19 protein-coding genes and 1 pseudogene are annotated in these 26,679 nt (G+C 46.5%); 15 read left to right on the top strand and 5 right to left on the bottom strand.

Annotation, left to right across the window (positions count from 1 at the left end):
• Positions 1–125 precede the first annotated feature (125 nt).
• The 3 genes from PAHA3_RS26880 to PAHA3_RS26870 all read left to right on the top strand — a co-directional run bounded on the left by PAHA3_RS26880 (position 126) and on the right by PAHA3_RS26870 (position 4,397).
• Positions 126–1,379: a mechanosensitive ion channel family protein gene (locus PAHA3_RS26880; RefSeq protein WP_062837733.1), complete on the top strand. Its 1,254-nt coding sequence runs from the start codon at positions 126–128 to the stop codon at positions 1,377–1,379.
• A gap of 102 nt (positions 1,380–1,481) precedes the next feature.
• Positions 1,482–3,401 (top strand): AraC family transcriptional regulator, encoded by a 1,920-nt coding sequence (locus tag PAHA3_RS26875; protein WP_062837732.1) that lies wholly within the window; start codon positions 1,482–1,484, stop codon positions 3,399–3,401.
• Between the two features lie 141 nt (positions 3,402–3,542).
• Positions 3,543–4,397: an aldo/keto reductase gene (locus tag PAHA3_RS26870; protein WP_062837731.1), complete on the top strand. Its 855-nt coding sequence runs from the start codon at positions 3,543–3,545 to the stop codon at positions 4,395–4,397.
• A 416-nt stretch (positions 4,398–4,813) separates the two neighbouring features.
• On the opposite strand, the gene PAHA3_RS26865 is transcribed toward PAHA3_RS26870, so the two are convergent.
• Positions 4,814–7,984, bottom strand: coding sequence for an alpha-mannosidase (locus PAHA3_RS26865; protein WP_082763029.1), 3,171 nt, complete (start codon positions 7,982–7,984; stop codon positions 4,814–4,816).
• A gap of 199 nt (positions 7,985–8,183) precedes the next feature.
• On the opposite strand from PAHA3_RS26865, the gene PAHA3_RS26860 reads away from it, so the two are divergent.
• Positions 8,184–9,107 (top strand): AraC family transcriptional regulator, encoded by a 924-nt coding sequence (locus tag PAHA3_RS26860; RefSeq protein WP_062837730.1) that lies wholly within the window; start codon positions 8,184–8,186, stop codon positions 9,105–9,107.
• 212 nt (positions 9,108–9,319) lie between these two features.
• Here the strand turns inward: PAHA3_RS26860 and pdxA are convergent, their stop codons facing one another.
• From pdxA to PAHA3_RS26840, 4 genes are all read right to left on the bottom strand, one after another.
• Complete coding sequence (pdxA, locus tag PAHA3_RS26855) at positions 9,320–10,321, bottom strand: 4-hydroxythreonine-4-phosphate dehydrogenase PdxA (protein WP_062837729.1); 1,002 nt, start codon at positions 10,319–10,321, stop codon at positions 9,320–9,322.
• Positions 10,318–11,613, bottom strand: coding sequence for a four-carbon acid sugar kinase family protein (locus tag PAHA3_RS26850; protein WP_062837728.1), 1,296 nt, complete (start codon positions 11,611–11,613; stop codon positions 10,318–10,320). Before PAHA3_RS26850 ends, pdxA begins: the two co-directional genes overlap by 4 nt.
• 95 nt (positions 11,614–11,708) lie before the next feature.
• On the bottom strand, positions 11,709–12,695 hold the full coding sequence (locus tag PAHA3_RS26845; RefSeq protein ID WP_062837727.1) for a 2-keto-3-deoxygluconate permease: 987 nt from the start codon (positions 12,693–12,695) through the stop codon (positions 11,709–11,711).
• 166 nt (positions 12,696–12,861) lie between these two features.
• Positions 12,862–14,544 (bottom strand): sigma-54-dependent transcriptional regulator, encoded by a 1,683-nt coding sequence (locus PAHA3_RS26840; RefSeq protein ID WP_062837726.1) that lies wholly within the window; start codon positions 14,542–14,544, stop codon positions 12,862–12,864.
• 229 nt (positions 14,545–14,773) lie between these two features.
• On the opposite strand from PAHA3_RS26840, the gene PAHA3_RS26835 reads away from it, so the two are divergent.
• From PAHA3_RS26835 to PAHA3_RS26785, 11 genes and pseudogenes are all read left to right on the top strand, one after another.
• A complete protein-coding gene (locus tag PAHA3_RS26835) occupies positions 14,774–14,992 on the top strand; it encodes a hypothetical protein (protein ID WP_062837725.1) in 219 nt (72 codons plus the stop codon).
• A gap of 192 nt (positions 14,993–15,184) precedes the next feature.
• A complete protein-coding gene (locus PAHA3_RS26830) occupies positions 15,185–15,892 on the top strand; it encodes a PspA/IM30 family protein (RefSeq protein ID WP_062837724.1) in 708 nt (235 codons plus the stop codon).
• 148 nt (positions 15,893–16,040) lie between these two features.
• Complete coding sequence (locus tag PAHA3_RS26825) at positions 16,041–17,072, top strand: hypothetical protein (RefSeq protein WP_062837723.1); 1,032 nt, start codon at positions 16,041–16,043, stop codon at positions 17,070–17,072.
• Complete coding sequence (locus PAHA3_RS26820; protein WP_062837722.1) at positions 17,069–17,869, top strand: TPM domain-containing protein; 801 nt, start codon at positions 17,069–17,071, stop codon at positions 17,867–17,869. Before PAHA3_RS26825 ends, PAHA3_RS26820 begins: the two co-directional genes overlap by 4 nt.
• Before the next feature lie 46 nt (positions 17,870–17,915).
• A complete protein-coding gene (locus tag PAHA3_RS26815; protein WP_062837721.1) occupies positions 17,916–18,959 on the top strand; it encodes an SPFH domain-containing protein in 1,044 nt (347 codons plus the stop codon).
• Between the two features lie 250 nt (positions 18,960–19,209).
• Positions 19,210–19,437: a DUF896 domain-containing protein gene (locus PAHA3_RS26810; protein WP_062837786.1), complete on the top strand. Its 228-nt coding sequence runs from the start codon at positions 19,210–19,212 to the stop codon at positions 19,435–19,437.
• Positions 19,438–19,568: 131 nt separating this feature from the next.
• Positions 19,569–20,524: pseudogene (locus tag PAHA3_RS26805) on the top strand (ring-cleaving dioxygenase).
• A gap of 248 nt (positions 20,525–20,772) precedes the next feature.
• A complete protein-coding gene (locus tag PAHA3_RS26800) occupies positions 20,773–21,861 on the top strand; it encodes a low temperature requirement protein A (protein WP_062837720.1) in 1,089 nt (362 codons plus the stop codon).
• A 422-nt stretch (positions 21,862–22,283) separates the two neighbouring features.
• Positions 22,284–25,067, top strand: coding sequence for a glycoside hydrolase family 3 C-terminal domain-containing protein (locus PAHA3_RS26795; protein ID WP_062837719.1), 2,784 nt, complete (start codon positions 22,284–22,286; stop codon positions 25,065–25,067).
• Positions 25,068–25,256: 189 nt separating this feature from the next.
• Entirely contained in the window at positions 25,257–25,448 is a 192-nt protein-coding gene (locus tag PAHA3_RS26790; RefSeq protein ID WP_062837718.1) for a hypothetical protein, read from the top strand.
• A gap of 454 nt (positions 25,449–25,902) precedes the next feature.
• Positions 25,903–26,667 (top strand): copper homeostasis protein CutC, encoded by a 765-nt coding sequence (locus tag PAHA3_RS26785; protein WP_062837717.1) that lies wholly within the window; start codon positions 25,903–25,905, stop codon positions 26,665–26,667.
• Positions 26,668–26,679 lie beyond the last annotated feature (12 nt).

Below are 26,679 nucleotides of genomic sequence, written 5' to 3'. Positions count from 1 at the left end.
AATGAAAGGGTCTTTTTTTAATATATATAATGCAAATGAAGAACGGAGCGGAAGCACAAACTTTGCTTACCACCTTAATCTACTTTATAATAATAGGCTAAACTAGACTGCGTTAGGAGGAAACAATGGACTTTATCAGAAATCAACTAGAGGGAATGGGCATGAGTGAGCCATCCATTGGATATCTTTCGAATATAATTATGGTTATTTTTATAGCGGTGATCTCGGTGGTTGCGAATTTCATAGCCAAAAAGATTGTGCTGAAGACGATCAACCATATCGTTAACAACAATCGGTACAAGTGGGGAAACATCATTGTGGAGAAAAAATTATTCCATAAGTTGTCGCATCTCGTGCCGGCGATTATCATCTATTATTCGGCTTATATTTTTCCGTCCTACCAGGCCTTGATTGAAAAGGCTGCGATGACATACATGATCGTTATCATGATTACGGTGCTCAACGCACTGCTGAATGTCTTCGATGATATCTATCGTTCCTATGAAGTGTCAAAGATTCGGCCAATCAAGAGTTACATTCAAGTAGCCAAGATCGTCTTGTTCATCATTGGTGGAATTATCGTCATCTCCAGCCTGATTGGACAAAATCCGCTTATTATCCTGAGTGGACTTGGTGCGTTATCGGCTGTACTGATGCTGGTTTTCAAGGATTCCATATTGGGTCTGGTAGCCGGCGTTCAACTATCTTCGAATGACATGGTGCGGGTCGGTGACTGGATTGAAATGCCCAAATATAATGCAGACGGTGATGTCATCGACATTACATTGAACACAGTGAAAGTGATGAATTTTGATAAAACGATTACGATGATTCCAAGCTACGCCCTCATTTCGGACTCATTCCGTAACTGGAGAGGCATGCAGGTCTCGGGTGGCAGACGGATTAAGCGAAGTGTCTATATCGATATCAGCAGTATTCGTTTTTGTACAGAAGAGATGGTCGCGGAATTTGAGAAAATTCACTACTTGAGCGATTATGTTTCCGCAAAATTGAAGGAAATTCAAGCATATAACATGGAGCACCAGGTGAATACGGAAAGCAATGTGAACGGAAGACAGCTCACCAATGTGGGTGTGTTCAGGGAATATATTCATCAGTATTTGAGAAATCATCCGAAGATCAACAAAGATATGACGATGATTGTGAGACAATTAGCACCGGAAGATCGCGGGCTGCCTCTGGAAATCTATGCATTCAGCAACGATATTAACTGGGGTGTGTATGAGAATGTGCAAGCGGATATCTTTGACCATATTTTTGCGGTTGCACAAACCTTTGGACTTCGTGCATTCCAGAATCCAACTGGGCATGATATTGTGCAGCTGAAAGAGGATAAGCAATTTGCGCGAGAGTATTAGGTTTTTTTTCAATGCATAAGCCGTTAACCCATCTGGGTTGATGGCTTTTTGTCTGTGATATAATAGGCATATTTTAAGAACGAAGAAGTAGGGGGAACGCGTATGGATTGGGAAGCTCATATCGAACGGTGGAGCCGAACTGCCGTTAGATTGCTGGATATTCGGCATTATCGTGCGGAGCATGGAACGGTTCCTGATCACTATGTGGCGCATACCAACTTTTTCTTAATCACTACTCATGGAGAGGCTAGGGTGAGCATATCGGGTAATGTCTACCAGACCCGTTCATCTTACATATTACATGGGGGAGCAGATGCTGAGCTGAGTATTGTGCCGCTGAGTCAGGACTTTGCCTGCTATCTAATTCTATATACAGCGGAGTGTGAATCACTGGAAGATCGGGAGAGCTTTCAGGTGACGTATGGGTTTGCTCCATATGCGGTACTCCCGGTTCAGGAAAAGTGTGAAGCCATGAATCGTCTTTGGCAAGAGCCCAATCCTATAGACAAGCTACAGGCGCAATCGGTCTTTCTTCCATTGGTGTACGAAATCATGCGGCAACAGATCCAGACATCGGCCAAAAAGGAAAGCAGCAGACCCAACATCGTCACTGAGGCAATCCACTATATTCACGATCACTATAGCGAGCCTATTACAGCCGAGGAACTAGCCAAGAGATACCATTGCAGCGCCAGCTATTTATCCCGTTTGTTCAAAAACCAGATTGGACTAGGACCCATTGAATATCTCATTCATGTGCGCGTTCACAGATCAAAGCAGTACCTTCTAAAGTCCGAGGCCCGTATCCAGGAAATTGCGAGCAACGTAGGTTATGCAGATGTGTATTATTTCAGTCGCTTATTCAAAAAGCATACCGGATTATCGCCACTTCAGTTTCGTGCGGAACATCGGCAACAGATTCAGGTTCAGTATAATCCATTACGCGGGTTAGAATCGTCTATTGTAACCCCTAACTCCGGTTCTCATAATGAGAATGAGACTTATTATCAACGGATTAGGGAAGGGGACACATCCATGTTTAGATTTTCACGACCGGCCTTTGGGGCGATGATGTTATTATGTACATCCTTGCTTCTAAGTGCATGCCAGACAAGCAGTACTCCAGGAGCAGCGGCTTCCCAGCCAGCTTCATCAGATACGACAACTACTGTAGCTACAGACAGCGCAGCTGTGGAAACGCGGATGTATAAACATCTGAAAGGCGAAACCGAAATTCCTGTGAATCCACAGCGAATTGTCAGCTTCTATCACTTGGGTGAGTTGATGGCGCTTGGGGTGAAGCCAGTTGGCACAACGACATTTATTTTAGATAATCCACTTATTAGTGATACTTCCGGTATTTCAGATGTGGGTGTTCCACCAGATGCGGAGAAAATTCTGTCATTGGAGCCAGATCTGATTGTTACAACGGCAGCATTTGCGGAGGCTGTGGAAGGCGGGTATGATGCACTGAGTCAGATCGCTCCAACCATTGTTGTCGAGCAGTACAACGACCCGATTAAAGATGTGGAGATGTTTGGTGATATTCTTGGGAAACAAGAGGAAGCACGGCTATGGAACGAGCAATTCACGGCTAAAATCGCGGAGTACAAAGAGAAAATTAGCCCTTATGTAGGTTCCGATGAGACGTTCTCCATATTAAACGTGCGTCCAGATGCACTTTTTGTTTACGGGGATACCAATATGGGAGGCAATATCATCTACAAGTATCTCGGGTTGAAGCCAACCGCCAAGGTAGAGACAGACGTGATCAAAGGTGAGACGTGGGAAATTTCTTCTGAGGTGATTCCTGACTTTATTGGTGACCGGTTATTCCTTGCTGTCAATGACGGGGCGGAGGATAAACTCAAGGATGTACAGAAACTGATTGAGCAGTCGCCAGCAGGGAAAGCGAATAAGGTCTACAATATTGATTTTGACGAGTTTCTGCTCAGTGACCCCATTTCGGTAGAGCAACAGCTGGACATCATTGTTGATATACTGGTCGGAAACAACGAATAGAACGTCCAATACCTTGTGGTCTCTCTTATGCCAAATTGATTCAAGCCCACTGGGAGGGGTAGAATAACGAGAGGATGATCAATTTCTAACAGTCTAATCTCGGAACGAAAATCCAACCTTTTGGCAAAGGAGAGCTCTCACATGAAGCATCATATTCCGGAATATACATTGAACGATGGCTTGAAAGTACCCGCAATTGGATTTGGTACCTATAGTTTAAAAGGTGAAGAAGGCGTTAAATCGATCGCATCCGCGATGGATGCGGGTTATCGATTAATTGATACGGCATATAACTATGAGAATGAGGCAACAGTGGGCAAAGCAATCAAGCAGAGCTCCGTTGCCAGAGAAGAGCTGCTGATTTCGTCGAAGCTGCCGGGGCGCTATCATGCTCATGATAAAGCACTCGTGGCGATTCAGGAATCCCTGTACAGAGCCGACCTGGATTATTACGACCTCTACCTGATCCACTGGCCCAATCCCAAAAAGGATGTGTATGTGGAGGCATGGCAGGCTCTAATTGAAGCGAAAAAACGCGGATATATCCGTTCCATCGGAGTGAGTAATTTCCTGCCCGAGCACAATGAACGCCTGATTAAGGAGACGGGGGTAGCACCGAGTCTGAATCAAATTGAGCTGCATCCCTTCTTTGACCAAGCCGATCAGCGGGAACAGGATAAGAAACATGGCATTGTGAACGAGTCCTGGAGTCCGATCGGACGTGGTAATGATGCTGTTCAGGATATTGTCAAAGACGAAAAAATTCTCCGCATCGCGGAAGCTCATGGCAAAACGCCTACTCAAATCATCTTGCGCTGGCATATCCAGCTGGGCTCCATTCCAATTCCGAAAGCCAGCTCGCTTCAGCATCAGCAAGAGAATATCGATATTTTCGACTTTGAGCTGAATGCGCAGGAGATGGAGATGATCTCTTCGTTTAGCCGTTCAGATGGACGATTGTGGGATCAGGACCCGAGTGAGTATGAAGAATTTTGAGGACAACGTAACCACTGGCTAAATTGGTTGCTGTATAATCTATCATCAGTGATCAGAAACCCCTGTGAATAAACATGGTACAGCCTGCTGGCTCTACCGATGTTATTCCGGGGGTGTTTTGTATTTCTAGGGAAAGAGGATATTAGTTTAATTAATGATTTACACGGTAACGGAGAGGACAGAAAAATCCTGAAAAAGCGAAGCGTGCGCCTTTATCCCCAGATTCCCCCTTGAAATAATCAAAAAATCTGGGGGTAACAGCGATTGGAAGGATGTTCTGTCATCGTAGTATCAGTGTGAATAATTTTTAGTTGAACTTATATAGTAACAAAGAAAAAGAGTGCCCCTGTCATGAATGACAGGAAGCACCCATAATATGAACGGTTGGCTACATAACTTACCGATAAATGTACCCGCTACGCGCTCGCAATCCGGAAGGTTAGAATCTCATACGGTTTGATATCAAAAGAAATTCGACCATTTTCCACGGCGCATTCCGCTTCGTTATTTTCCAACAGATCACACGCATATGCTTTAGCACTTGCTCCTTCAGTCAGTTGAAGAGAAGCCCGAGTGCGGCGGCCATGCGCTTCGTAGACTCGGATGATCATATCATCGTTGTTCTCGGCTTTTTTGATAACCTCTAACACGACATTCTCTTGATCGACCGATGCGAGTGACCACACCCCAGGTAGCGTGCCGGTTTGCGATGCAATCTCACGGGCAACCAGCGGACGGTTGAGATCATAAGCGGCTTGGATGACACGTCCTTCACGGAAGTCGCCCTGATGGGGATAGAGCGCGTATGTGAACACATGTTGCTCTTTGTCGGCATTTTCATTCGGGTACGTTGCACTCTTGATCAGAGACAGTCGCATCACCGAGTTATGAATATCATATCCGTATTTGCAGTCGTTCAGCAGAGCAGCGCCGTACCCGTTCTCCGCCAGATCGGCCCATTTCTGTCCACATACTTCAAACCGGGCTTGATCCCAGCTCGTATTACGGTGGGTAGCACGCTCAACGTTGCCGTACTGGATTTCGTAGACCGCTTTCTCACTCCAGATATCCAGCGGGAAGGCGGCTTTCAACAACAGGTGCTCTTGCTTCCAGTCTACGAATGTACGGAAATCAATCCGGCGTGTATGCGCATAGAAGATGATTGTCTGCTCAATGACCGAGTCCAGGAACTGTCGCTTCACTTGAAGCACGGAACGCACCGGCCCGCTTTCAACCCACTCCAGCGATTGCAGGTCATTAATCTCCCACATATGCTGTTCATAATAATCGTCAATGTTCCATGCCTCGTATTCCGCAGGTCGATCCTCGAATACTTGCAGCACGTTACCACGCTTCCCAGGCTGGAGTAGCTCACGGCCCTCTAATTTGTCCCAGACCGATACGAACTCGGCAGATTCATTCAGGTGAATATCATACCAAGGCGTCTGAATGTGGCGTTGTTCCGATTCCCACTGTGCAAGCGACACGCCAGTACCCAGTTCGGCGGCTACATCCGACACGATCCGGAAGGTTTTATATCCCGATGCCGGTACATTTTCAGCCAGGAATACCAATCCACCATCCGGTGTACGCTGGCTCGCTACAGGGCGATCTCCATCGTAGACGGTCACTTTTTTCGCAAAAGAAGGCAGTTCAACCACATCCGTCCGCTCGAAGCCGGTCGTGTTGAATACAACAATGGCTTCGCCGTCAGACGTAATGCTGCTCGCAATGCCGTTCAGCGCGCTGTCTTTTAGCTCATCCGTGACACGCAGAACTTCTTCATATTGCTCTTTAGAATCCACATAGACCTGCTCAATGGAGCTGCCGGGAAGAATATCATGGAACTGATTCAGCATCGTCAGCTTCCATGCGTGCTCCAGTGCATCAGTTGGATAGGTCGCCTGTGCATCCGCCTCGCGATGAATCATGGCATACAACTCAGCATCGGCCAGCGCAAATTCACTATGCCGGTTATACCGTTTATTGCGAGCCATGGACGTGTAAGTCCCACGGTGATACTCCAGATATAGCTCACCCGACCAGCGCGGAACGGAAGGAACATCCGCCAGATTCTGTTCCAGCTTCTCGAAGAACTCGCGTACAAAAGTACGTTTCACGTCCGGTACGCCTGGTAATCCTTTTTCAAGCCGTCTGCCGTGCTCCAGCATCTCCTCCGTTGGACCGCCGCCTCCGTCGCCGAAGCCGTAGCACTGTAACACATCTGCATTGATGTTTTTGTTCTGGTATCGCTGCCATGTGCCTTTCACTTGGGATGCATTGAATCGTCCATTGTAGGTCGTTTCGAACCGCCGTTGCCTGAAATCGGGATGCTTGTCATAGTCTGTCGCTGTGATAAAATGCGTTAAAACCTCAGATCCGTCAATGCCTCTCCAGTACATCGTGTCGTTCGGGATTTGGTTCGTATCGTTCCAGGCGATTTTCGTTGTCATAAAATAATCTATCCCGCTCTTGCGCATAATCTGCGGCATCGCTGCACTATAACCAAATACATCCGGCAGCCAGAGAACACGGTTCTCCACGCCAAACTCTTCCTTGAAGAAACGTTTTCCGTAGATAATCTGACGGATCATGGATTCACCCGAAATCAGGTTGCAGTCGGCTTCCAGCCACATCGAACCTTCCGCTTCCCAGCGGCCTTCGGCTACCTTTTCCTTGATTTTCTCATAGAGAGACGGGTAGTCTGCTTTCAGGTACGCATATAACTGCGGTTGCGAGGACATGAAAGTATACTCCGGGAACTTGTCCATCAAGTAGAGTACACTCGCGAAGCTGCGAATGACCTTCTCCCGAGTTTGGTCCAGAGTCCATAGCCAAGCCACATCAATATGGGTATGACCGATGCAGTGAACGGTGGGAATGTTGTCGCCCGCAGGCCGAGTTTCGCCGTAGATATGATTTTGCATATAAAGACGGGCTTCCAGCACCGATGCATGAAAAGCAGTACTGTTTTCCTGACGCAAATCCAATAGATTTACCGCCTGATTCAGATGTTCAATCAGCTTCAGCCGCTCCAGGTCATCCTCACGCAGTAAATCCGCGGCATCGATTGCAGCCTTAAGATCGTAATATAAATCTGTAACAGGCTGATGATGCTCAGCCACATATACATTGAGGAAGACATCCGCTGCCGAAGTACTACAGTACGCATATAGCGCCAGTTCGAATTCTTCACCTTTCACCGCAGCAGGTGTTAGGTCAATTTCCGTATGGTTCACGTCCAGGCCGCAGATCAGTTCCCCATTGAGGAATGCTAAGAATTGCGGATTATCATAGTTCCAGATATCATCAGCACCGGTGACGATGGTACAAACGACTTTTTTTCCTTCCATATGATCAGGGATGCGAATCCGTGTTTTGAAGCAGCTGTGTACATCTTTACCACCCCAACCATCACCCTTACGAAACACGTTCCAAGAGGAAGGGTCCTCATGAACCAGTTCCCAGGAGTGGTAACCACTTTCTTTATGATAAAGCTCCGGTATATATGTCTTTGAGGTCAGTCGTGCACGTTCCAAGTGTTTCACAATGGTATGGATCCGAGTATACAAGGAATTCATTTTCATGTTGGTTTCCCACCTTGGTTTGTAGTAAGTACAGGCTGTAGTCGTTGTTGGAGCGAGAATACTGCAAGCGCTAACATATTAACTTTATCATACCAAAAGAGAAATGGGCGAAACTATGTATTGTATGCTGAAAATAACGTCTTTTTATTGCATTTCATGCTAAAATAAACTCATTAGAATCGGGATAGGGGGCATGTCCATGACACCATCAATTTTGGCATACGAGCAGGGATATGCGATCCATGTGAACGAGCCTGGAGATTCACTTTTTTATCATCTGGATTATGATGAACGCTCTCATGAACTGAATATGGAGTTTCAGCATTTCCACGATTTCTATGAAATCTGTATTCTTCTGGATCGCACGGCTGCGCACATTATTGAAGGCAGTTTGTACGAGATTCAGCCGTATGATATCGTTCTGCTGAGACCCTCCTTACTACATAAAACGCAATATCCTAAGGGAATGCCACCCAAACGATTGATAATTACCTTTGCCATGCCACGTAATATACCCGGTCTTGATAGCGGTTACACAGAACTGTTTTCGATTTTTGATGAACCAATTCCGATATTCCGATTTACAGAAGAACTGCGCCAGGCGGTAATGGCCCCTTTAAACGAAATCTTTTACTTATCGCAGAATCCCTCCGTACTTCATTCGGTTGCAATTCATAGCAAATTCGTTGAGTTTCTCTGTACAATCCATCGATACTCAGCGGAGAATAGCTACGTTCGTGAAGAGACAGGTTCGTCTATGTCGCAGCGGATGTATACCATTGCATCGTATATTCACAGCCATTATCAGAATGAGCTGTCACTTGAAGAGATCTCCAAACGGTTTTTCGTGAGTGCCCATCATCTATCCCGTCAGTTCAACAGAGTCACAGGCTTTACGTTCACCGAGTATATTCAGATGACCCGAATTCGCAACGCCCAACAAATGCTCCTGAACTCTAACAAAAAAATTACCGATATTGCGGCACAGTGCGGCTTCGCCAGCTTTTCGCAATTCAATCGCATCTTCAATAAACTGAATGGCATGTCACCGAGTACATATCGCCGAAGCAGACAATCGCAGAGCGAGCGTGAAATGATATCCTCGGGTAGACCTGATCGCTGACTGAAGACATAGATGATCTGGAGATATCCGTAAAGTAAAGATGTGCTGCATGAAGGGGATAGACAAGGATGAATAGAGGACATACAAAAAGGCAAACCCTCTAAGTTACAAAGGGAATGCCTATTTCCTTCTATATAAAGACACGTCTACCTGGAGATGGTCCTCCTGACCAGACTCACTCTCTCACTCATGTGCCCGTATGATGGCTACTGTTATACTTGATCCTTTGGCGCCAGCTCAATAGCTGAGCGGATGGCAGCAAGCATACTTTTATCATCGGCGATGTTTTTGCCAGCGATATCGAAGGCTGTACCGTGGTCGACAGACGTACGGATGATACCGCCTTTCAGGCCAACAGTGATGTTCACACCTTCCTCAATGCCCATCACCTTGATCGGTGCGTGGCCTTGGTCGTGGTAGCAGGCTACAACGATATCAAAGTCACCGCGGCCAGCGCGGAAGAAGAGTGTGTCCGCGGGGAGTGGACCAACGACGTTAATGCCTTCCTGCTGCGCACGTTCGATGCCGGGTTGCAGCTTCTCTTCTTCTTCTCCATTACCGAACAAACCGTTCTCCCCGGCATGAGGATTGATTCCGCATACGGCTACGCGCGGATTCTCAAAGCCTGCTTTTTTCAGCGTATCATGAGCTAGCTTCACGACGGTGTAGGTTCTTTCCGGATTAATACTTGCAATAGCATCGATCAGACCCATGTGTGTTGTCAGGTGAATAACGCGCAGATTAGGCGTTGTCAGCATCATTGAGAAGTCCTGCGTATCCGTCAGGTCCGCCAGAATCTCGGTGTGTCCCGGGTACAGGTGCCCCCCTTGATGCAAAGCTTCTTTGTTCAAAGGCGCCGTGCAGATAGAATGAATCTGCTGCTTTTTGGCAAGATCAATGGCTTTGGCGAGAAACTGGAAAGCTGCATCCCCAGCCACGGCAGATACTTTACCGTATTCGAGATCCGCAGGAACGAGATTCAGATCAATCACATCCACGGTACCAAATTCATACTTGGCTTCGGAAGGCTCTTGAATCGCGTTAACGTTCAGACTTGAGCCGATGACTGGCAACACACGTTCCAGAATCTTCGCATCACCGATAACGAGTGGATTGCACTGATCGTACATCTCTTGATGACCCAGTGCTTTCATAATAATCTCCGGTCCAATACCTGCTGCGTCGCCCATTGTAATTCCAATTGTAGGTTTCATACAAGAATACCCCCTTTTAATTTTTGAATCGCATGGATAAAGACATCGGGTTTGCCGAATCCGCCTGCTTTGGTAACCACATGCAGATCATCAATCCCGATGAACTTGGAGATCGGCACGCCGATTTCAAGCTCATCCAGCAGCTCGAAGCCGCTAATATTCCATTTCAGACAGATCTGTTTTGCCGTATCGCCACCGGTCATGGACACCCCTTTGAAAAGTCCCTCTTCCAACAATCTGGCACAGATCTCACCCATCGCAAGTACGATTTCGTTGCTGACTTCCGTGTGATTGAGACCGCGAATTTCGCCCGTTGCCCGTGCCAGTTCGATATCCACTTGTTCTGCGGTGGAGTAGAGGACGACATCTTGTCCTTCCAGTGCTTTGTCTCGGACCTCGTTATAGACACGTTCCATCTCTTCCGCGCGATCTGCGGTTGCTGATACTGCTTTGAAGGAGTGGAATGAAACGGATGCAATCTTAGATTGGCGCAGCAAGCGATACAATTGTTCGCGGGAGTTTTTATTTACGCTACCCACAACCGTCAGGATCGGACCGGGATTCTCGGGTATCGTGAGTTCGGTGGACTTGGATTCAAGCTCGAAGTGAGCAGGGAGGTAGTTGGCAATGCCAGCAGACCCTGCCCAGGCAAAGGTATAATCCAGCTCGCGAGTCATTTGCAAGATCATCTCCAGATGCCGTTCTTCTGTAGAATCTACGAGTACATATGGAATGTTATTTTGCTTAAAATGTTCTAGTTTCGATTGAATGTGACCTTGGCCAACGTCCAGATCAGCAACCGTAATTTCGCCCACCTCATAATTCGTCTGCTGTTTCAGTAGGTCCGGAAGGTAGGAGAGGGTCACAGGTGTCTTCGGATCATTCGCAATCTCGGTTTCCGCGAGTGGAACGCCGTTCAGATAATGAATCCCCTCATGGATGGTACGGTTATTTTTCGGATAACCCGGAGCGATCATCATGAATTCAGGTTTGACGACATCATACAGGGCATCAATCTCAATGCCGATATTTCCACGCATGGTCGAATCCATCTTTTTGAAAATCGTCTCAAACCCATTGTTCTTCAGCAATTCAGCAGCCTGATATACACGGTTATACGCTTCCTGTGAGGATATGGAACGACTATCTGTATCAAAGACGACGGCATCGTAACGCGTAAGTGGCTCCTCATCCATATTAAAAAGAACACTGGTTTTCAAGCCATGACGGGCAAGCTGCACCCCGCTGTCATTGGCACCGGTCAAATCATCTGCAATAATGGCTAATTTCATGCAGTCATCCCTCCTTGTAAGCACAATTTAATAAAAAGTCCGTTCAGATCATCCATTAAGCACAGATTAAGCACATTAAATCAGGTGATACCCCTTTATGTGGTTGGTCGTTGATTGTATTTCTCGACTCCACCTGATTTCTCCAGTCGTTTGGAGAGGAACCCGATGAAGATCGGCAACAGGATGGCTGTAGTAACAACGCTCGCCGCAATCTGCACCGTAGCAATCTCGGCAATCGGTCCAAATGAAGCATTAGCAGCCACGATGGCAGCAGGTGTACCTACCGCATTACCAGCGGTTGAACCTTCGGAAGCACCAACGATGGGGTTCCAGCCAATGGCTTTGAACAACAGGTATCCAATTCCGCCTGTGAGAAGTACGGTCAGAACACCAAGCATGATTCCGCCAAGTCCACCTTGGATAATCGAGGAGAAGTTGATTCCCATACCCAGTGAGAAGGCGAAGAATGGAACAAGTTTGTCGCTGCCTTTGTGCAGCCACTCCGCCAGATTGCGGTCCAGATTACCAATAATGACACCAACGATGAGCGGAAGCAATACAGCAACGAATGCCATGGGAGAGAACATGCCGTTGGCGAAACCCATTGCACCGAAGATGGAGAGCGCTACCATGGTCAGGAATGGACCATCGCTGAGCGCGAGGAATGGATAGGCTGCTTTATCATCTTCTTTACCGTATTGACCAGCGAGTGCGATGTAAAGACCACCGTTAGAGTTGGTCATCGCAGCGATAATGGCAAGTGGGGCCAGACCCAGGAATAACCCGCTTGAGTCTGCAAACAAAATGGCAACGAGACCAAGTGCTGCACCGATCGCCCACTTGACGACAAGCAAGGTAACACCCTTGCCGACGGACGAACCAGCTGTTTTGAACGTAATCTGTGTACCGGCAATTAACAGGAACAGTGCAATCAATGTACTGGAACTGTTCACGAAGAGAGCTTCCGTGAATCCGCCAATGCGCAAGGCATTTGGGAAGAATGTATTAATGGTTGCACCGAGTAACAGAGGAACGACCATCATACCGCCAGGGATGCGATCTAAAGTTGCTTTAATGTTCATAGTAGTAGCTCCTTATGAAGTAATCGTTTTTATGAAGCGCTTGCAGGGATTATGTTATCCCATATCGTTTAATATAGCAACAATAAATTATTGTAAATTTAAAATACATATGTAACTGTTTAAAAATGCAACACATAAAGGCGAGAAAAAAGACGTAAACTTAAAGTTAATCTTTAAGTTTACGCCATAATGTGGCCCGGTTAATCCCCAGACGCTCTGCGGCCTTCGATTGATTATTATTTTCCTCCTGGAGCACGAACTGAATAACTTCCTTTTCGATGTCCTTCAGAGTTCCACTTAACTTCATTTGGCTTGAAACAGGTTGCTGATCCAGCAAGCGAGACAAGGTAGCCGTTGTAATTACATACTCCTGTTCATTGAGTGCAGCCTGCTTGATCAGATGCTTCAACTGGTTGACGTTCATATGTGTGATCTGATCCCGGATCAGCTGTAGTGCATCTTCTTTTATTCTCACCGCAGTAGTTCCGTATTTCTGGTAATAACCCGTAAGGAAATGCTGCATCAGTGGAGCTAGATCCTCTGGTCTATCCGCAAGATTTGGCATTATGATCGTATTAAGCTTCAGGTCGAGAGACCACTGTGGGTTCAATGTCTGTTCCCCGAGTATAAATACGCCAATCTGGCTTTGAAGGCAGCTCTGGATAAAAGAAAGCAACTCCTCATCTTCCATACGTGCTTCCATACGGTTAATCTCTACATTCCGAACCTTGGCTAGTGGTATCTTGTGCAAATGACCGGGCGGAACTTGCGTGAGATCGATCTGTAATAGCAGCCCACCACCGGAGTACATCTGATGAATGTGTTTGACCAGAAAAGATTTACCGGAATCCGCTTCACCCAGCAGATAGATCGGTTCATGATGCTCGTATAGTGCCCGAATGTTATTCAATACCGCCTGCATGGCAGGGGATTCAGCAACAATGGGCTCCATCGATGCGTCCGTGAACGTTGTTATGCCGAATTGTGCAAAGGCATAGGGTTGTCCTTTTTCCAGCATATATACCTTGTAGCTCTTGTTGTCCAAATTCGTTTCATAGGCGTTAACCGTGAGCTGGTAATCGTTCACCATAAACACATTTTGGATGTGGGATTGATGGAAATCCAGGCTGGTGTTGGTTAGATACATATGATTATCGGTCAGCGGATTTTTCTCAAAATCGGTCAGGTTCTCGAATACGACTTCATTCCGTTCATTTAAAATAAGTAAATTGGGATGTTCCTGTGTAACCAGGTCATTCAGTATGATCGATATCGTATGATTTTTGCTCAAATAACGGTAGACCAACTGCGCATCCTCCATGGCTCTAAGGATAGATTCTTGGCCAGATTGGATTAACAATCCCTCCAGACCATAGGTCTTCGCGGTGTTGACGGTGATCACATCCCCGACAATCTGGCGGTACCCGGAAGCCTTCAACTCCAAGAGCAATCGTGCCACATCTTCCGAGCTATGTATGGTATAGACCTTGAGGGGCAGATCCATCAGATCAATAATCGATTGTGCACCAGAGGTGATGTTGGAGAAGCCAACGATGGCTGTTTGGCCGTTAAATTGGCTTGCCAGTGTAAGCGAACGAATCATATCATAGCCTGATAGCTGCACATCGATGACGGGAATGGTCACTGCTTTCTTAATCAGTTGGGCGGTTCCACCGCGGCTGATGATAATCTCTGCACCATTTTTCTCAGCTTGAGTAGCTAATTCCACACCGTTTGCCAAGTCGCCCACGTCCGTCTGAATGGTTAACTGGGGAAAGCGAGGAATGCACTCTTGTATAATAGGAATCATCGATTCGTAGGGAGCAATAAAGTGAACTCGTGTACGCATAATTTTCCTGCCTTTTATAGAAATCATTGATCCCCTTATTATAGCCAACTTGCGGAGGAATGGCACCTATGGGAGAACCAACGCGGTCACGTCTACAAAATGCCTAAGTGGTATGTCACCATAACGCTTCGAGTTGAATGTGATGAAGTGCACTGAATCGAATCCTTAACTATTTCAAAATTAATGGATAATCGCACACGATAAGTATAGAGAAATGAGGGGATTTCATATGGGAGATATTCATAAAGTGGCTGAACCGGATCACATCATTAAGGATGTTGTCGGAAAGTTCTCGTGCAGGGTGCTGTGGAGCGAGGGCCGTCCATGCTTGGAGTATCAAAGGGAAGAGGAGTTAGCCCAGATCGAAGAATACGTCCGCACGACGTATAACGTTGAGCTGTTGGATGTGTTTTTCACAGCGGTGGAGAGCCTTCCGGTCGAGCCGTAGTTAGGAAGGGATTTGTGTGTTTATATAAGGTCATCAGGCGACACTATAAGTGCTCGTCTTTTCTTATATTGCGTTGTTATAGTATGGATTTGGATCGTATTAACTCCACTTGCCATCGTGAAATGTGAAACGTATGTCGCCGTATTCATGTATTATAGTATACATATGAACTTTTCGGAGGAGGAACAAGTTATGGGAATCTTATCGAGGTTTAGAGACGTGATGAAGGCCAATGTGAACCACATGCTGTCGCGGGCGGAAGACCCGGAGAAGAGTGTGAATGAGTATATGCGGAGCCTGAGCAGTGATTTGGGTCAGGTAAAAGCGGAGACGGCAGCGGTGCTGTCAGATGAGAGCCGGGCGAAGAGAGCTTTGGATGAGTGCAACGCCGAGGTTAAGAAATTGCAGCGGTACGCTGAGAAATCAGCGGAGTCGGGAGACGAAGACAAGGCACGTGGTTTTCTGGAGAAGAAAGTGAAGCTGGCTGACAAAAGGAACGAATTGCAGGCTGCCTATGAACGGGCTTCCGCCAAAGCCAAGATGATGAAGCATATGAATGATAAGCTCGTTGCCGATCTAGGGCAATTGGAGGCCCGGCATGCAGAACTGAAAGGTCGCATGGCAGATGCGAAGACGCAACAACAGGCCAATGAACGGAATGCATCTACGGGCAGAGCTGATGCTGCATTGAAGGCCATGGAAGACAAGGCGAATCAGGCGCTGAACGAAGCAGAGGCTTTGGCAGAACTTCGTGCTGGGGCACAGGAAGATGATTTGGACGAATTAATTGCCCAGTTGGAGAGGGACATGAACGCAGATGCGGGTAATAATGAGAGTGCGTTGCCAAGTGCGGAGGAAGAACTCGCAGCGATCCAAGAGAAGCTGAAGAACGGAATTTAACATATAGACTACAACGTAGAGGGCAGAAATAAGCTGAAGAAGCCGAGCTAAAAGCTTTCTGAAAGAAAGCTGCATCGGAAGCTTGTTCTGCCAGCGAAGCTATACAGTGTCAATTAGAATCATATTTCGTTAACATTGAGGTGAGCAGATGCCGGTTATTGAATATAAATGTCCCAACTGCGGGAGTGGCATGATCTTTGACAGTGTGTCAGGTGCATTATCCTGTCCCAGCTGCGGCCGCCAGGACAACATAGAGCAGATCCCCGATCCGTTGAAGAGACAAGTTTTCACCGAAAATGAGGTCAAGGAATACCACTGTAATAGCTGCGGAGCTGACATCGTGACGGAGCCGGAGACCAGTGCGACGACATGCAGCTTCTGCGGAGCAGCGGTTGTACTGAGTGATCGGCTGACGGGCAATCTGGCCCCCGCGATGGTAATTCCCTTTTCCATTAACAAGGATCAAGCCAAGCAGGCATTTAAAAAGTGGTGTAAAAACGGCCTCTTAACGCCAAGTGGCTTCATGTCCGCCGATCGGATTCAGAGCATTACCGGCATGTACGTACCGTTCTGGTTGTACGAGTTACATAACAAAATCGAAGTGCATGGTCGTGGCACCAAGGTCAGATTCTACACCCAGGGCGACTACCATTACACGGAAACACAGCATTTCGATATATACCGCAGAATTCGGCTGAATTACGTGAATCTGCCCATTGATGCATCGGAGAAAATGAAGGATGAGCTGATGGATAAGCTGGAGCCTTTTCCATACAATCAGCTGAAATTGTTCAAGACCCCGTATCTGGCGGGGTACATTGCGGAAAAATACAGTTATACGGACGAAGAACTTTTTCCACGGGCCAAGGATAAAACGAGATCGTACATTGATTCTTATATTGCCTCCACCGTATCCGGATATAGCAGCGTGAGCTACACGGACAAACAGATTGATACCAAGCTCAAACATGCGGACTATGTGCTGCTGCCGGTGTGGATGGTCAACTACGACTATAATCGTGCACAGTATACCTTTGCCATGAATGGTCAGACAGGTAAAGTGGTCGGTAAACCGCCGATCAGCAAAGCCAAAGTGGCCGGATGGTTCGCAGGAGTCTCTGCGGTCTCATTGCTGTCACTGAAGCTGGTTTCCTGGATGATGGGAGGTGGATTCTTATGAGGAAAAGAACCCCTCTGGCCGTGATGGCTACGCTCATTTTACTTATGATAACCCTTGTCGCACCGTCGATTCCTATGTCATCGGCATCCGCAGCGGAGAGCAAAAATCTCATCTATGATGAGGCCAACCTGCTGAGTGAGCAGGAGAAAAGTGAATTGAATCTACTTGCGAATCAGTATGGCGCGGAACGGCAGACAGACTTTGTTATCTATACAACGAATAATGTTGAGAATCAGGATGTCATGCTCTTAACGGAGGATTTTTATGATGAGCAAGGGTTAGGGTACGATAAGAAATTTGGCAATGCTGTCATATTGACGATGGATATGAATAATCGCGAAGTGTATCTGGCTGGATTTTATAAGGCAAAAGAATATCTGAGCGATCAGCGGCTTGATGCGATCCGTACCCGAATTACCTCTGAATTGTCCAATGGAGATTATAAACTCGCATTTGAGAAATATATTGAACTCTCTTACAAATATATGGGGTATGAACCCGGTGTGAATCCGAACAATATTTTGTTCAACGGCTGGTTTCAGTTGGGAGTATCGGTGGTTCTTGGCGGTATTGTTGTTGGTATGATGACCTATCGTTCCGGGGGACGTGTCACGGTCAATCGAGCGACTTATGAGGATTCAAGCAATTCCAGTGTCATTGATCGTCAGGATCGTTACATCCGTACAACCGTAACCAAGCGCAAAATCGAGAAGAACAATAACAACGGTGGCGGAGGCGGCGGTGGAGGTACCTCCCGAGGCGGTCATTCACACAGTGGAAGTAGAGGTTCATTTTAGTAAACGAGTCTGCGAAGTATGTTAAATAGAAGGGATGGGAACGAATATGGGATTTTTCAGAAATCAATTTTCGAATGTGGTGGAATGGGAAGAGTTCAGAGATGACATGATATTTTGGAAGTGGAGCAACCGGGAGATCAAGAAGGGGAGTAAACTCATTATCCGCTCCGGTCAGGACGCCATTTTCCTGAATAACGGTAAAGTGGAAGGCATTTTCGAGGACGAAGGATCATTTAATATTGATTCCGAGATCATTCCGTTCCTTTCTACCTTAAAAGGGTTCAAATTCGGATTCAACAGCGGCATGCGGGTCGAAGTACTATTTGTAAATACGAAAGAGTTCACCGTGCGCTGGGGTACGCAAAGTCCGGTATTGATTCCAACACCACAACTCCCGGGCGGGATGCCGATTCGGGCCAACGGCACATTTAATTTCAAAGTAAGTGACTATGTCACCCTGATCGATAAGATTGCAGGCATTAAGCAGAGTTATCTGGTGGAGGATGTCAAAATCCGAATCACTTCTGTGCTGGATCAGCTTCTAATGAAGTGGATTAGCCGCGAAGGGAAGGATATGTTCAACCTGCAAGCCAATGCTTCGGATATTGCCAAAGGTATTCAGGAAGATCTGGATATGCAGATGATGGATATCGGTATTGGGATTACCGGTTTCCAAGTGATGAGCTTCAACTATCCAAAAGAGATTCAGGATATGATTACAAAGACCGCTTCGCATGAGATGATCGGTAATCTGCAAAAGTATCAGCAGGTTAGCATGACAGATGGTATCTCATCCGGTAAAGTACAGGGCGGCGGCGCAGCTTCGGATATGGCGGGCATGATGATGGGTATGAACATGGCCAATGAAATGATGAAAAACATGAACCAGAATCAAGGCCAGAATCAGAACAACAATGCGGGTTCGTCTCAGAATCAGAATAACGACCAGAAGCCAGCGGGAAATAGCAACGGTGATTCAGGTAACTCTTCATCTACAGAAGGCAACAAGAAGCCAAACTTCTGCCCGAACTGTGGAGCCAAAAATGAAGGAGCCAACTTCTGTCCAAATTGTGGTCAAAAGCTGGGTTAATCAAATAAATACATGTAGGGCTAGGTTCGTAGTAAGTGAAACTAATGCGGAGCTAGCCCTTTTTTGTCTGGATTCATAGTTAAAGCAACATGGAGTAGAGCAGAGGAACGGGGGCAGTAATTTAATTTTTATAAAAGAGTTGACAACCGCTCACAAATCATTTATCTTTAACTTAAGATATTTAATTTAAATATAAATAACAGCCAAGAACAAATATCTTTAATCCATTACATGAGGAGAGATCAAGATGATGATCCCAACATTGACCAGAATAAATGAACTTTCAAGAAAAGCCAAAGAGGGCGGATTGACGGAGATGGAGAAAGATGAACAGGCTCGTCTTCGCAAGGAATATCTGCAAACTTTTCGCGGTTCGGTCAACGACATTCTGCTGAATGCAACCATCTATGATCCAAACGGCGATGACGTGACTCCTGATAAATTGAAACAAGAGCAGGCCAATCAAAATAACGACTAGCATATTATTCGCTAGATCATATATCTTAATTTAAAGATAATACAAATTACTATAAATCAACTAACTAACTCAAATATCTCTAACACCTACTCAATATAAAACATGCTTACCAAACCAAGGAGGAATTAATCATGACTATTCAAACAGCAGGTATTCACCATATTACAGCTTTCGCAGGAGATCCACAGGCCAACGTTGATTTTTATGCCGGAGTTCTGGGACTTCGTCTCGTGAAAAAACAATTAACTTCGATGCACCTGATGTATATCATCTGTACTTTGGAGACGAACACGGAAGCCCGGGTACCATCATCACCTTCTTCCCATCGGCTGGATCACCACGGGGCAAAATTGGCGGAGGTCAGGTCGGCATCACTTCCTATGTCATTCCTCCTGGGTCGATTGGCTTCTGGCAGAACCGGCTGGAACAGTATAACATTGAGGTAACCAAAACAAGTCGCTTCAATGAAGACCTGCTTCAATTCGAAGATAGCGAAGGCCTGCGGCTTGAACTAGTTGAACGTGAAGAAGGAGCAACCAGCACTTGGGCACACGAAGGGATTCCAACAGATAGAGCGATCAAAGGCTTCGGCGGTGCTGTCCTGTTCAGTGTTAATCCGCAAAGAACGATGGATGCACTTGAGAAAATCCTGGGATTTGTCAGAGTGGGTGAAAATGAGGAGTATGCCCGCTTCCGGTCCAGTGGGGATATCGGTAATGTCGTAGATGTTCCAGTGACCCGCATACCTCTGGGTATGGGCGGCGCAGGAACCGTGCACCATATTGCTTGGCGCGCAAAAGACGATGAAGAGCATGCACAGTGGAGCGAAGCTGTACGTGATTATGGGTATCAACCGACTCCTGTTCGGGATCGTCAGTACTTTAACGCAATCTACTTCAGAGAAGCTGGCGGCATTCTGTTCGAGATTGCTACCGATCCTCCGGGCTTTGCCAAAGATGAACCTGCTGATTCGCTTGGACAAAAATTGATGCTGCCAGAGTGGTTTGAGAAATACCGCCCTCAAATTGAGGACAATCTGCAACCAATTGTGGTAAGAACGCTCGTACCTGCTACAGCTGCGAATTAATAAGAGTTCTATTACTATATAGGTTGAACTATCTATTTACACAATAACGGAGAGGACAGAAAAAACCTGAAAAAGCGAAGCGCTCGCCTTTATCCCCGGATTTTCCCTTAGGAAAAGGGAATCAAAAAATCTGGGGATAACAGCGATTGGAGGGTTATTCTGTCATCGGAGTGTATGTGTGAATCATCTTTAGTTCAACTTATATAGCTGACGTTAGATTATGAGAATAACCAAAGGAGCATTGAAGGATGATGGAGAAAAAGGTTACCTGGCTGGAACTGTTCTACGATCTGCTCTTTGTAGCAGCGGTCTCCAAAGCGGGTCATGTCTTGTTACATGCCGAACACGGAGTAATAACGTTTGAATATTTAATGAAGTTTGTGCTTATCTTTATCCCTGTTTGGTGGGCATGGGTCGGTCAGACCTTGTTTATTAATCGCTATGGTCAGGATATCCTGATCCATCGAATATTCCTCATCCTTCAGCTCCTGTCCGTTATGGTCATGACGGCGAGCCTCTCTACCCATTTTGACCAATACTATCTTTCCTTCTTCATCGGGTATATCGGTTCACGGGCGTTTACGACCATTCAGTATCTGACGGCTCACAAGTCAAAAAGCGAGCATCAGCAGCAAGCGGCTCGTTACTTGGGTATCTGTTTCCTTATTGGCATATTGATCTCATCAGGTTCATTGTTCTTCGATTCCTGGTTACGATACGTGATTTTGTATGCGGGTATTGCTGTGGATATCGTACTTCCGCTGATCGGACGCAAAAACCTGGTGAAGGTACCGGTTCAGACCCATCACTTGTTGGAACGTTTTGCACTCTTTACACTTATCCTGCTGGGTGAATCGGTGGTGAGCATTATCGCTGTGCTGCAAGCCGATCATTGGGACATGAAATCCATCTTGTTTGCCGCCTTTACGTCCATCTTTGTCATTGCGATGTGGTGGCAGTACTTCGACAACGTGGAGAAAAAGGTCAGCAAAGAGATTCAGACTGCCGGGCAAGCGATCATATACGGCCATCTGTTCATCTACATCTCTATGAGCATGATCGCTGCATCGATTCAGCTGTTATATCAGAATCAGTTAAACTATGTGTTCATGATAGGGTTTGTATTTGGATCAGCGCTACTGTATTTCTTGTCGACATCCCTTGTGTTCCACCGTTACAGACACGCACATCTACGACTCCGGCCACGTCATCTGGCGGTGATGGTAGGGCTGCTGGTGGCATTTGTCCTTGTAGATCTGGTCTATCGAGTTCCAGGCTATGTCATCATGGGCGAAGACATGTTATTCTTCCTGGTGTATGCGAAACTTACGACTTGATATGAGTAATCTAAAATGAAGAAAAGTCACGGACAACAGACGTCCGTGGCTTTTTGTTATGCCACTAATTATGAACAAGTCTTAATAATATCAACAAAGCACAAATCTAATTTAATTTCTCCGATAGAATCTGTTAATATGAGACTATGTACAAGTGAATCTACCAGATCATAGAATATCTTTTATATAAAATGAGTGTAAGAAACAAACATGAAAACGGAGAGGACAGAAATAACCTGAAGAAGCATAAGCGTTCGCCTTTATCAACGGATTTCTCCCTTAGGAAAAGGGAATCAAGAAATCGGGGGATAAGAGTGATCGAAGGGTTGTTCTGTCATAGTAGTGGCCTAGTGTATGTTTTGTGAGTTCATTTTATATAAAGCGATTCGTAGGTATGGGGATGACAATCAGGAGGGAAATCATTGAGCACACATCAAATCGGAGTTCCATTGGAAGGGTTTGCAGAGTTTAGTCGTACGGTTGCCGCAGAAGGAGCCGTTCTACTCAGAAATGAAGGCCAAGTGCTTCCGCTTCGCGAAAACGAAAACGTTTCAGTTTTTGGACGGATTCAAGTCAATTATTATCGCAGCGGTACGGGTTCAGGCGGTAGTGTTCATGTGGCCTACACAACAAATCTGCTGGATGGTCTTCGCAGTAAAAAGAATATTACGGTGAATGAAGAGCTGGCAGCTGTCTATGAGAAGTGGATTGAGGAAAATCCATTTGATGATGGCGGAAAAGTATGGGCTGCCGAGCCATGGAATCAAAAGGAGATGCCTTTGACGGATGAACTGGTTGCACAAGCCAGAAGCAAGTCTAGCAAAGCCATTATTGTAATTGGACGTACAGCTGGAGAAGACCAGGATAATGCGGATGCGCCAGGAAGTTACCAACTGACAGAAGATGAGAAAGCGATGTTGAAGCAAGTTACTTCGCAGTTTGAACACACGATCGTTGTGCTGAATGTCTCGAATATCATCGATATGAGCTGGTTAAACGAAACGTATCTACATCCGATCCAAGGTGTAATTTACTCCTGGCATGGCGGTATGGAGGGTGGTAACGCGATTGCTGATGTGCTGGCGGGCGACGTTACACCAAGCGGTAAACTGACAGATACGATTGCATATTCCATCGAAGATTATCCTTCGACAAGCAACTACGGCAATGAGTTCAAGAACCTGTATCAGGAAGATATCTATGTAGGTTATCGTTATTTCGAAACGTTTCGACCTGAGCGCGTTCAGTTTGAATTCGGTTACGGCCTGTCTTATACGACGTTTCTGACCCAGCATGAAGAAGCGAAATCCGTGTCCAAAGACGGCGAAACCTATATTGAAGTTCGTGTCAATGTGACCAACTCCGGTACAACATATGCGGGTAAAGAGGTTGTGCAGGTCTATTATGAAGCACCACAAGGCAAACTGGGACAACCGGTGAAGGCTCTGGTGGCTTTCGGCAAAACAGGATTGTTGCAGCCGGGCCAGTCAGAACTTCTGACGATCAGCTTCCCGATCCATGACATGGCATCGTACGATGATGCGGGTGTTACAGGTCATGCTTCCGCATACGTTCTGGAAGAAGGCACATACCGACTGCATGTAGGAACCAGTGTGAAACAAGTGGAGCTCATCAGCATCGATGGCCAGGATGGCTATGTTATTGAATCTCTTCAATTGGTAGAGCAATTGCAAGAAGCGATGGCACCAACTGAAGATTTTACACGGATGAAACCAGGTCTGCGCAAGGAAGATGGATCATATGAACTGACCTATGCTGAAGTGCCGAAGCGTAAAGTTTCCATGGCGAACCGGATTGAGCAGAATCTCCCGCAAACGCTGGAGCAGACGGGTAACCAGGGCTACAAGCTGAGTGATGTTAAGGCTGGCAAAGTGAGTCTGGAAGCCTTCATCGCACAACTGAGCGATCAGGATCTAGCGTCAATTATCCGTGGTGAAGGCATGAGCAGTCCGCTCGTTACTTCGGGAACGGCATCTGCATTTGGTGGTGTCAGCGACAGCCTATTCAACTACGGTATTCCGGTAGCATGTACGGCAGATGGCCCGTCCGGTATTCGTATGGATAGTGGCGAGAAGGCAACACAGGTATCCATTGGTACGTTGCTTGCGGCGACATGGAACAAGGATCTTGTTGAAGAGTTGTATGTGATGGAAGGACAGGAGTTGCTGAGAAATCAGGTGGATACTCTGCTCGGACCTGGACTGAATATCCGCCGGAGCCCGCTCAATGGCCGGAACTTTGAGTACTTCTCCGAAGATCCACTGATCTCGGGTGTATTTGCGGCAGCATGTACGAAAGGCATTATGAAGGGTGGTTCCAATGCCACACTGAAACACTTTGCCTGCAACAACCAGGAGAAACACCGTAGCAAAGTAGATGCTGTTGTCTCTGAGCGTGCCCTGCGTGAAATTTACCTGAAAGGATTCGAAATCGCTGTAAAAGAAGGCGGAGCGAACTCCATCATGACCTCCTACAACCCGGTTAACGGACACTGGGCGGCATCCAACTACGACCTGAACACCACGATTTTGCGTGGCGAATGGAATTTCGACGGTATTGTAATGACCGACTGGTGGGCGATTATGAACGATGTGACCGAAGGTGGCGAGGCTGATCGCAAATACACCAACTGGATGATCCGTGCGCAGAATGATCTCTACATGGTTGTACCGAACTACGGCGCAGAGATCAACGGCTGGGATGATAACACGATTGAATCTTTGGAAAATGGAACACTTACGCGCGGAGAACTGCAACGCTCTGCGATTAACATCTGCAAATTCATCATGAATGCACCGGTGTCCGGCAGAAAACACGAGATCGTGGAGAACGTCGCTTCGTTCCAAGCGAATGCATCTCTATCTGCTGCGCAAGCTCAGGCGCTGGTTGAGAACGCACAGGTGAAACCTGAAGTAGCTGAACCCGTCTACATGAAAGTGGACGAGGCAGGCCATTACCGGATTATCGTACAGATCATGTCCCCAGAGCCGGAACTTGCTCAAAGTGCATGTAACCTGCTCCTGAATGACCAGTTGGTGACCACCATCCAAACGAATGGTACGGAAGGCAAATGGATCAGACAGAAGCTTGTCAAAGTAGATCTTGAAGCAGGACTGTATGAATTGAAACTGGACTTCACGAAACCAGGCCTCCAGATTGATTGGATCGAATTCAAGCAGGTGTAGAAGATAATCGGATATATCAGTTGATAACAGCAATCGAAAGGTTGTTCTGTCATCAAAAGCAGAATACGTTGGTATATCACAAAGGACACTGTTCGCGGGTGTCCTTTGTTGTAACACGGAATAGCTACTGTTATGATAGTGTTATGGGATTCGTAGTTCTGAACAATGGGGTCAGGAGTGTTGCGAGGAATGAGAAATTATAATTTTTTGAGTCCAATCCTGCTGGTTGTGGTGGCGCTGATTGTAAGAGGCCTGGTGACTAACCTGGGAGTTCTTTTTGGCTTATCACAAGAAGTGGCAAGTAATATTGCCATGATAGCCATGATCATTGCTGCACTGATTATGTTTAATCGAATGACGAAGGCTCGGCGTAAAAAATAGAAAAAGCTCGGATAACCGAAAGGTTATCCAAGACATGAAGACACCCTCTGGGTGTCTTTTTTTGTATTGACGTTCTGATCCTAACGTTTTAGACTATTGCTAATAAATAATAACGTTAATAATAACAAAAATAACAAAATTCATCAGGCAAAGTACATGATGTCCGTTGCACTCTCTATTTGCCAGCCTCCCCCATTCCGGTCCTCAAAGGAGAATCCAATCATGAAGATCATTGCCTACAAACCATATATCGTTCAGGAAGGTCAACCTTTACAGATTGCGATCTGGAAGCTGACCGTCGTCAATAATGATGAAGAAGGACCGCAGGAGCGCTGATGAAGTGTTCAGTCGGTCCTTTATGTCATGGATCAGGCTGTGTGCAGTTGGAGTGATGTCTATCGATGCGGGTTAACGGTTCTGGAATAATCTACGATGAAGTGAAGGGAGCTACCTTATGGAAAGACAGCCTGTATTGGAAGTCATTGCTGTGAATGTGGAAGATGCCAAGGCAGCTGAGGAGGGAGGGGCTGATCGGATTGAGCTGGTGTCTGCGATGTCTGAAGGAGGACTTACTCCCAGTTATGGCGTCATGGAGCATGTGCTGTCTCAAGTCTCCATCCCAGTGTATGTCATGATCCGTCCGCATAGCCGCTCGTTCCGCTATAGCGCAGATGACATCCACGCTATGACCAGGGATGTACGCGTGGCGAGGGAACTTGGAGCCGCTGGCATCGTGATCGGCGCTCTTACAGGAGCTGGTGAAGTCGACCTCATATCCTTGCAATCATGTATGGCCGAAGCACAGGGTTTGGGCGTTACGTTTCATCGGGCAATTGATGTGAGCACAAGCCTGACTGAGGCGCTCAAGGCCATTAACACATTGGGAAACGTGGAGCGTGTGCTTACATCGGGAGGGAAACAGACAGCGCCTGAAGCCATACTGGAACTGAAACAGCTCCAGGACCTGGGGCAAACCTTGAACATCGCTGTCATGGCAGGGTCGGGGGTCACCATAGAGGGAATTCAAACGCTAGTGAGTCAGACGGGTATCACAGAGATACATATGGGATCAGGCGTGAGGTACAAAGGCAGCTTTAATTATCCCATTGATCCACATTTGGTTGAAGAAGCCAAGCAGCAGTTATTGCTTGCATCACAGCCATTCATGGACAGTAGTGTACTGAGTAGCGGTCCAAGCAAGTGTGGTCCAATGATATAGGGATGCGCTAAA

Source organism: Paenibacillus amylolyticus, assembly GCF_001570725.1.
In the GTDB taxonomy this organism is placed as follows: Bacteria; Bacillota; Bacilli; order Paenibacillales; family Paenibacillaceae; genus Paenibacillus; species Paenibacillus amylolyticus_A.
This window is presented reverse-complemented; position numbering and strand designations above follow the sequence as displayed.

Excerpts from the sequence above, each read along its gene's own strand:
- PAHA3_RS26840 (WP_062837726.1), bottom strand. The coding sequence starts at position 14,544 with ATGCGTACACGAGTTCACTTTATTGCTCCCTACGAATCGATGATTCCT.
- PAHA3_RS26850 (WP_062837728.1), bottom strand. The coding sequence starts at position 11,613 with ATGAAATTAGCCATTATTGCAGATGATTTGACCGGTGCCAATGACAGC.
- PAHA3_RS26865 (WP_082763029.1), bottom strand. The coding sequence starts at position 7,984 with ATGAAAATGAATTCCTTGTATACTCGGATCCATACCATTGTGAAACAC.
- PAHA3_RS26870 (WP_062837731.1), top strand. The coding sequence starts at position 3,543 with ATGAAGCATCATATTCCGGAATATACATTGAACGATGGCTTGAAAGTA.
- PAHA3_RS26880 (WP_062837733.1), top strand. The coding sequence starts at position 126 with ATGGACTTTATCAGAAATCAACTAGAGGGAATGGGCATGAGTGAGCCA.
- PAHA3_RS26860 (WP_062837730.1), top strand. The coding sequence starts at position 8,184 with ATGACACCATCAATTTTGGCATACGAGCAGGGATATGCGATCCATGTG.
- PAHA3_RS26790 (WP_062837718.1), top strand. The coding sequence starts at position 25,257 with ATGAGAAATTATAATTTTTTGAGTCCAATCCTGCTGGTTGTGGTGGCG.
- PAHA3_RS26875 (WP_062837732.1), top strand. The coding sequence starts at position 1,482 with ATGGATTGGGAAGCTCATATCGAACGGTGGAGCCGAACTGCCGTTAGA.
- PAHA3_RS26845 (WP_062837727.1), bottom strand. The coding sequence starts at position 12,695 with ATGAACATTAAAGCAACTTTAGATCGCATCCCTGGCGGTATGATGGTC.
- pdxA (WP_062837729.1), bottom strand. The coding sequence starts at position 10,321 with ATGAAACCTACAATTGGAATTACAATGGGCGACGCAGCAGGTATTGGA.
- PAHA3_RS26800 (WP_062837720.1), top strand. The coding sequence starts at position 20,773 with ATGATGGAGAAAAAGGTTACCTGGCTGGAACTGTTCTACGATCTGCTC.
- PAHA3_RS26810 (WP_062837786.1), top strand. The coding sequence starts at position 19,210 with ATGATCCCAACATTGACCAGAATAAATGAACTTTCAAGAAAAGCCAAA.
- PAHA3_RS26820 (WP_062837722.1), top strand. The coding sequence starts at position 17,069 with ATGAGGAAAAGAACCCCTCTGGCCGTGATGGCTACGCTCATTTTACTT.
- PAHA3_RS26815 (WP_062837721.1), top strand. The coding sequence starts at position 17,916 with ATGGGATTTTTCAGAAATCAATTTTCGAATGTGGTGGAATGGGAAGAG.
- PAHA3_RS26830 (WP_062837724.1), top strand. The coding sequence starts at position 15,185 with ATGGGAATCTTATCGAGGTTTAGAGACGTGATGAAGGCCAATGTGAAC.
- PAHA3_RS26825 (WP_062837723.1), top strand. The coding sequence starts at position 16,041 with ATGCCGGTTATTGAATATAAATGTCCCAACTGCGGGAGTGGCATGATC.
- PAHA3_RS26785 (WP_062837717.1), top strand. The coding sequence starts at position 25,903 with ATGGAAAGACAGCCTGTATTGGAAGTCATTGCTGTGAATGTGGAAGAT.
- PAHA3_RS26835 (WP_062837725.1), top strand. The coding sequence starts at position 14,774 with ATGGGAGATATTCATAAAGTGGCTGAACCGGATCACATCATTAAGGAT.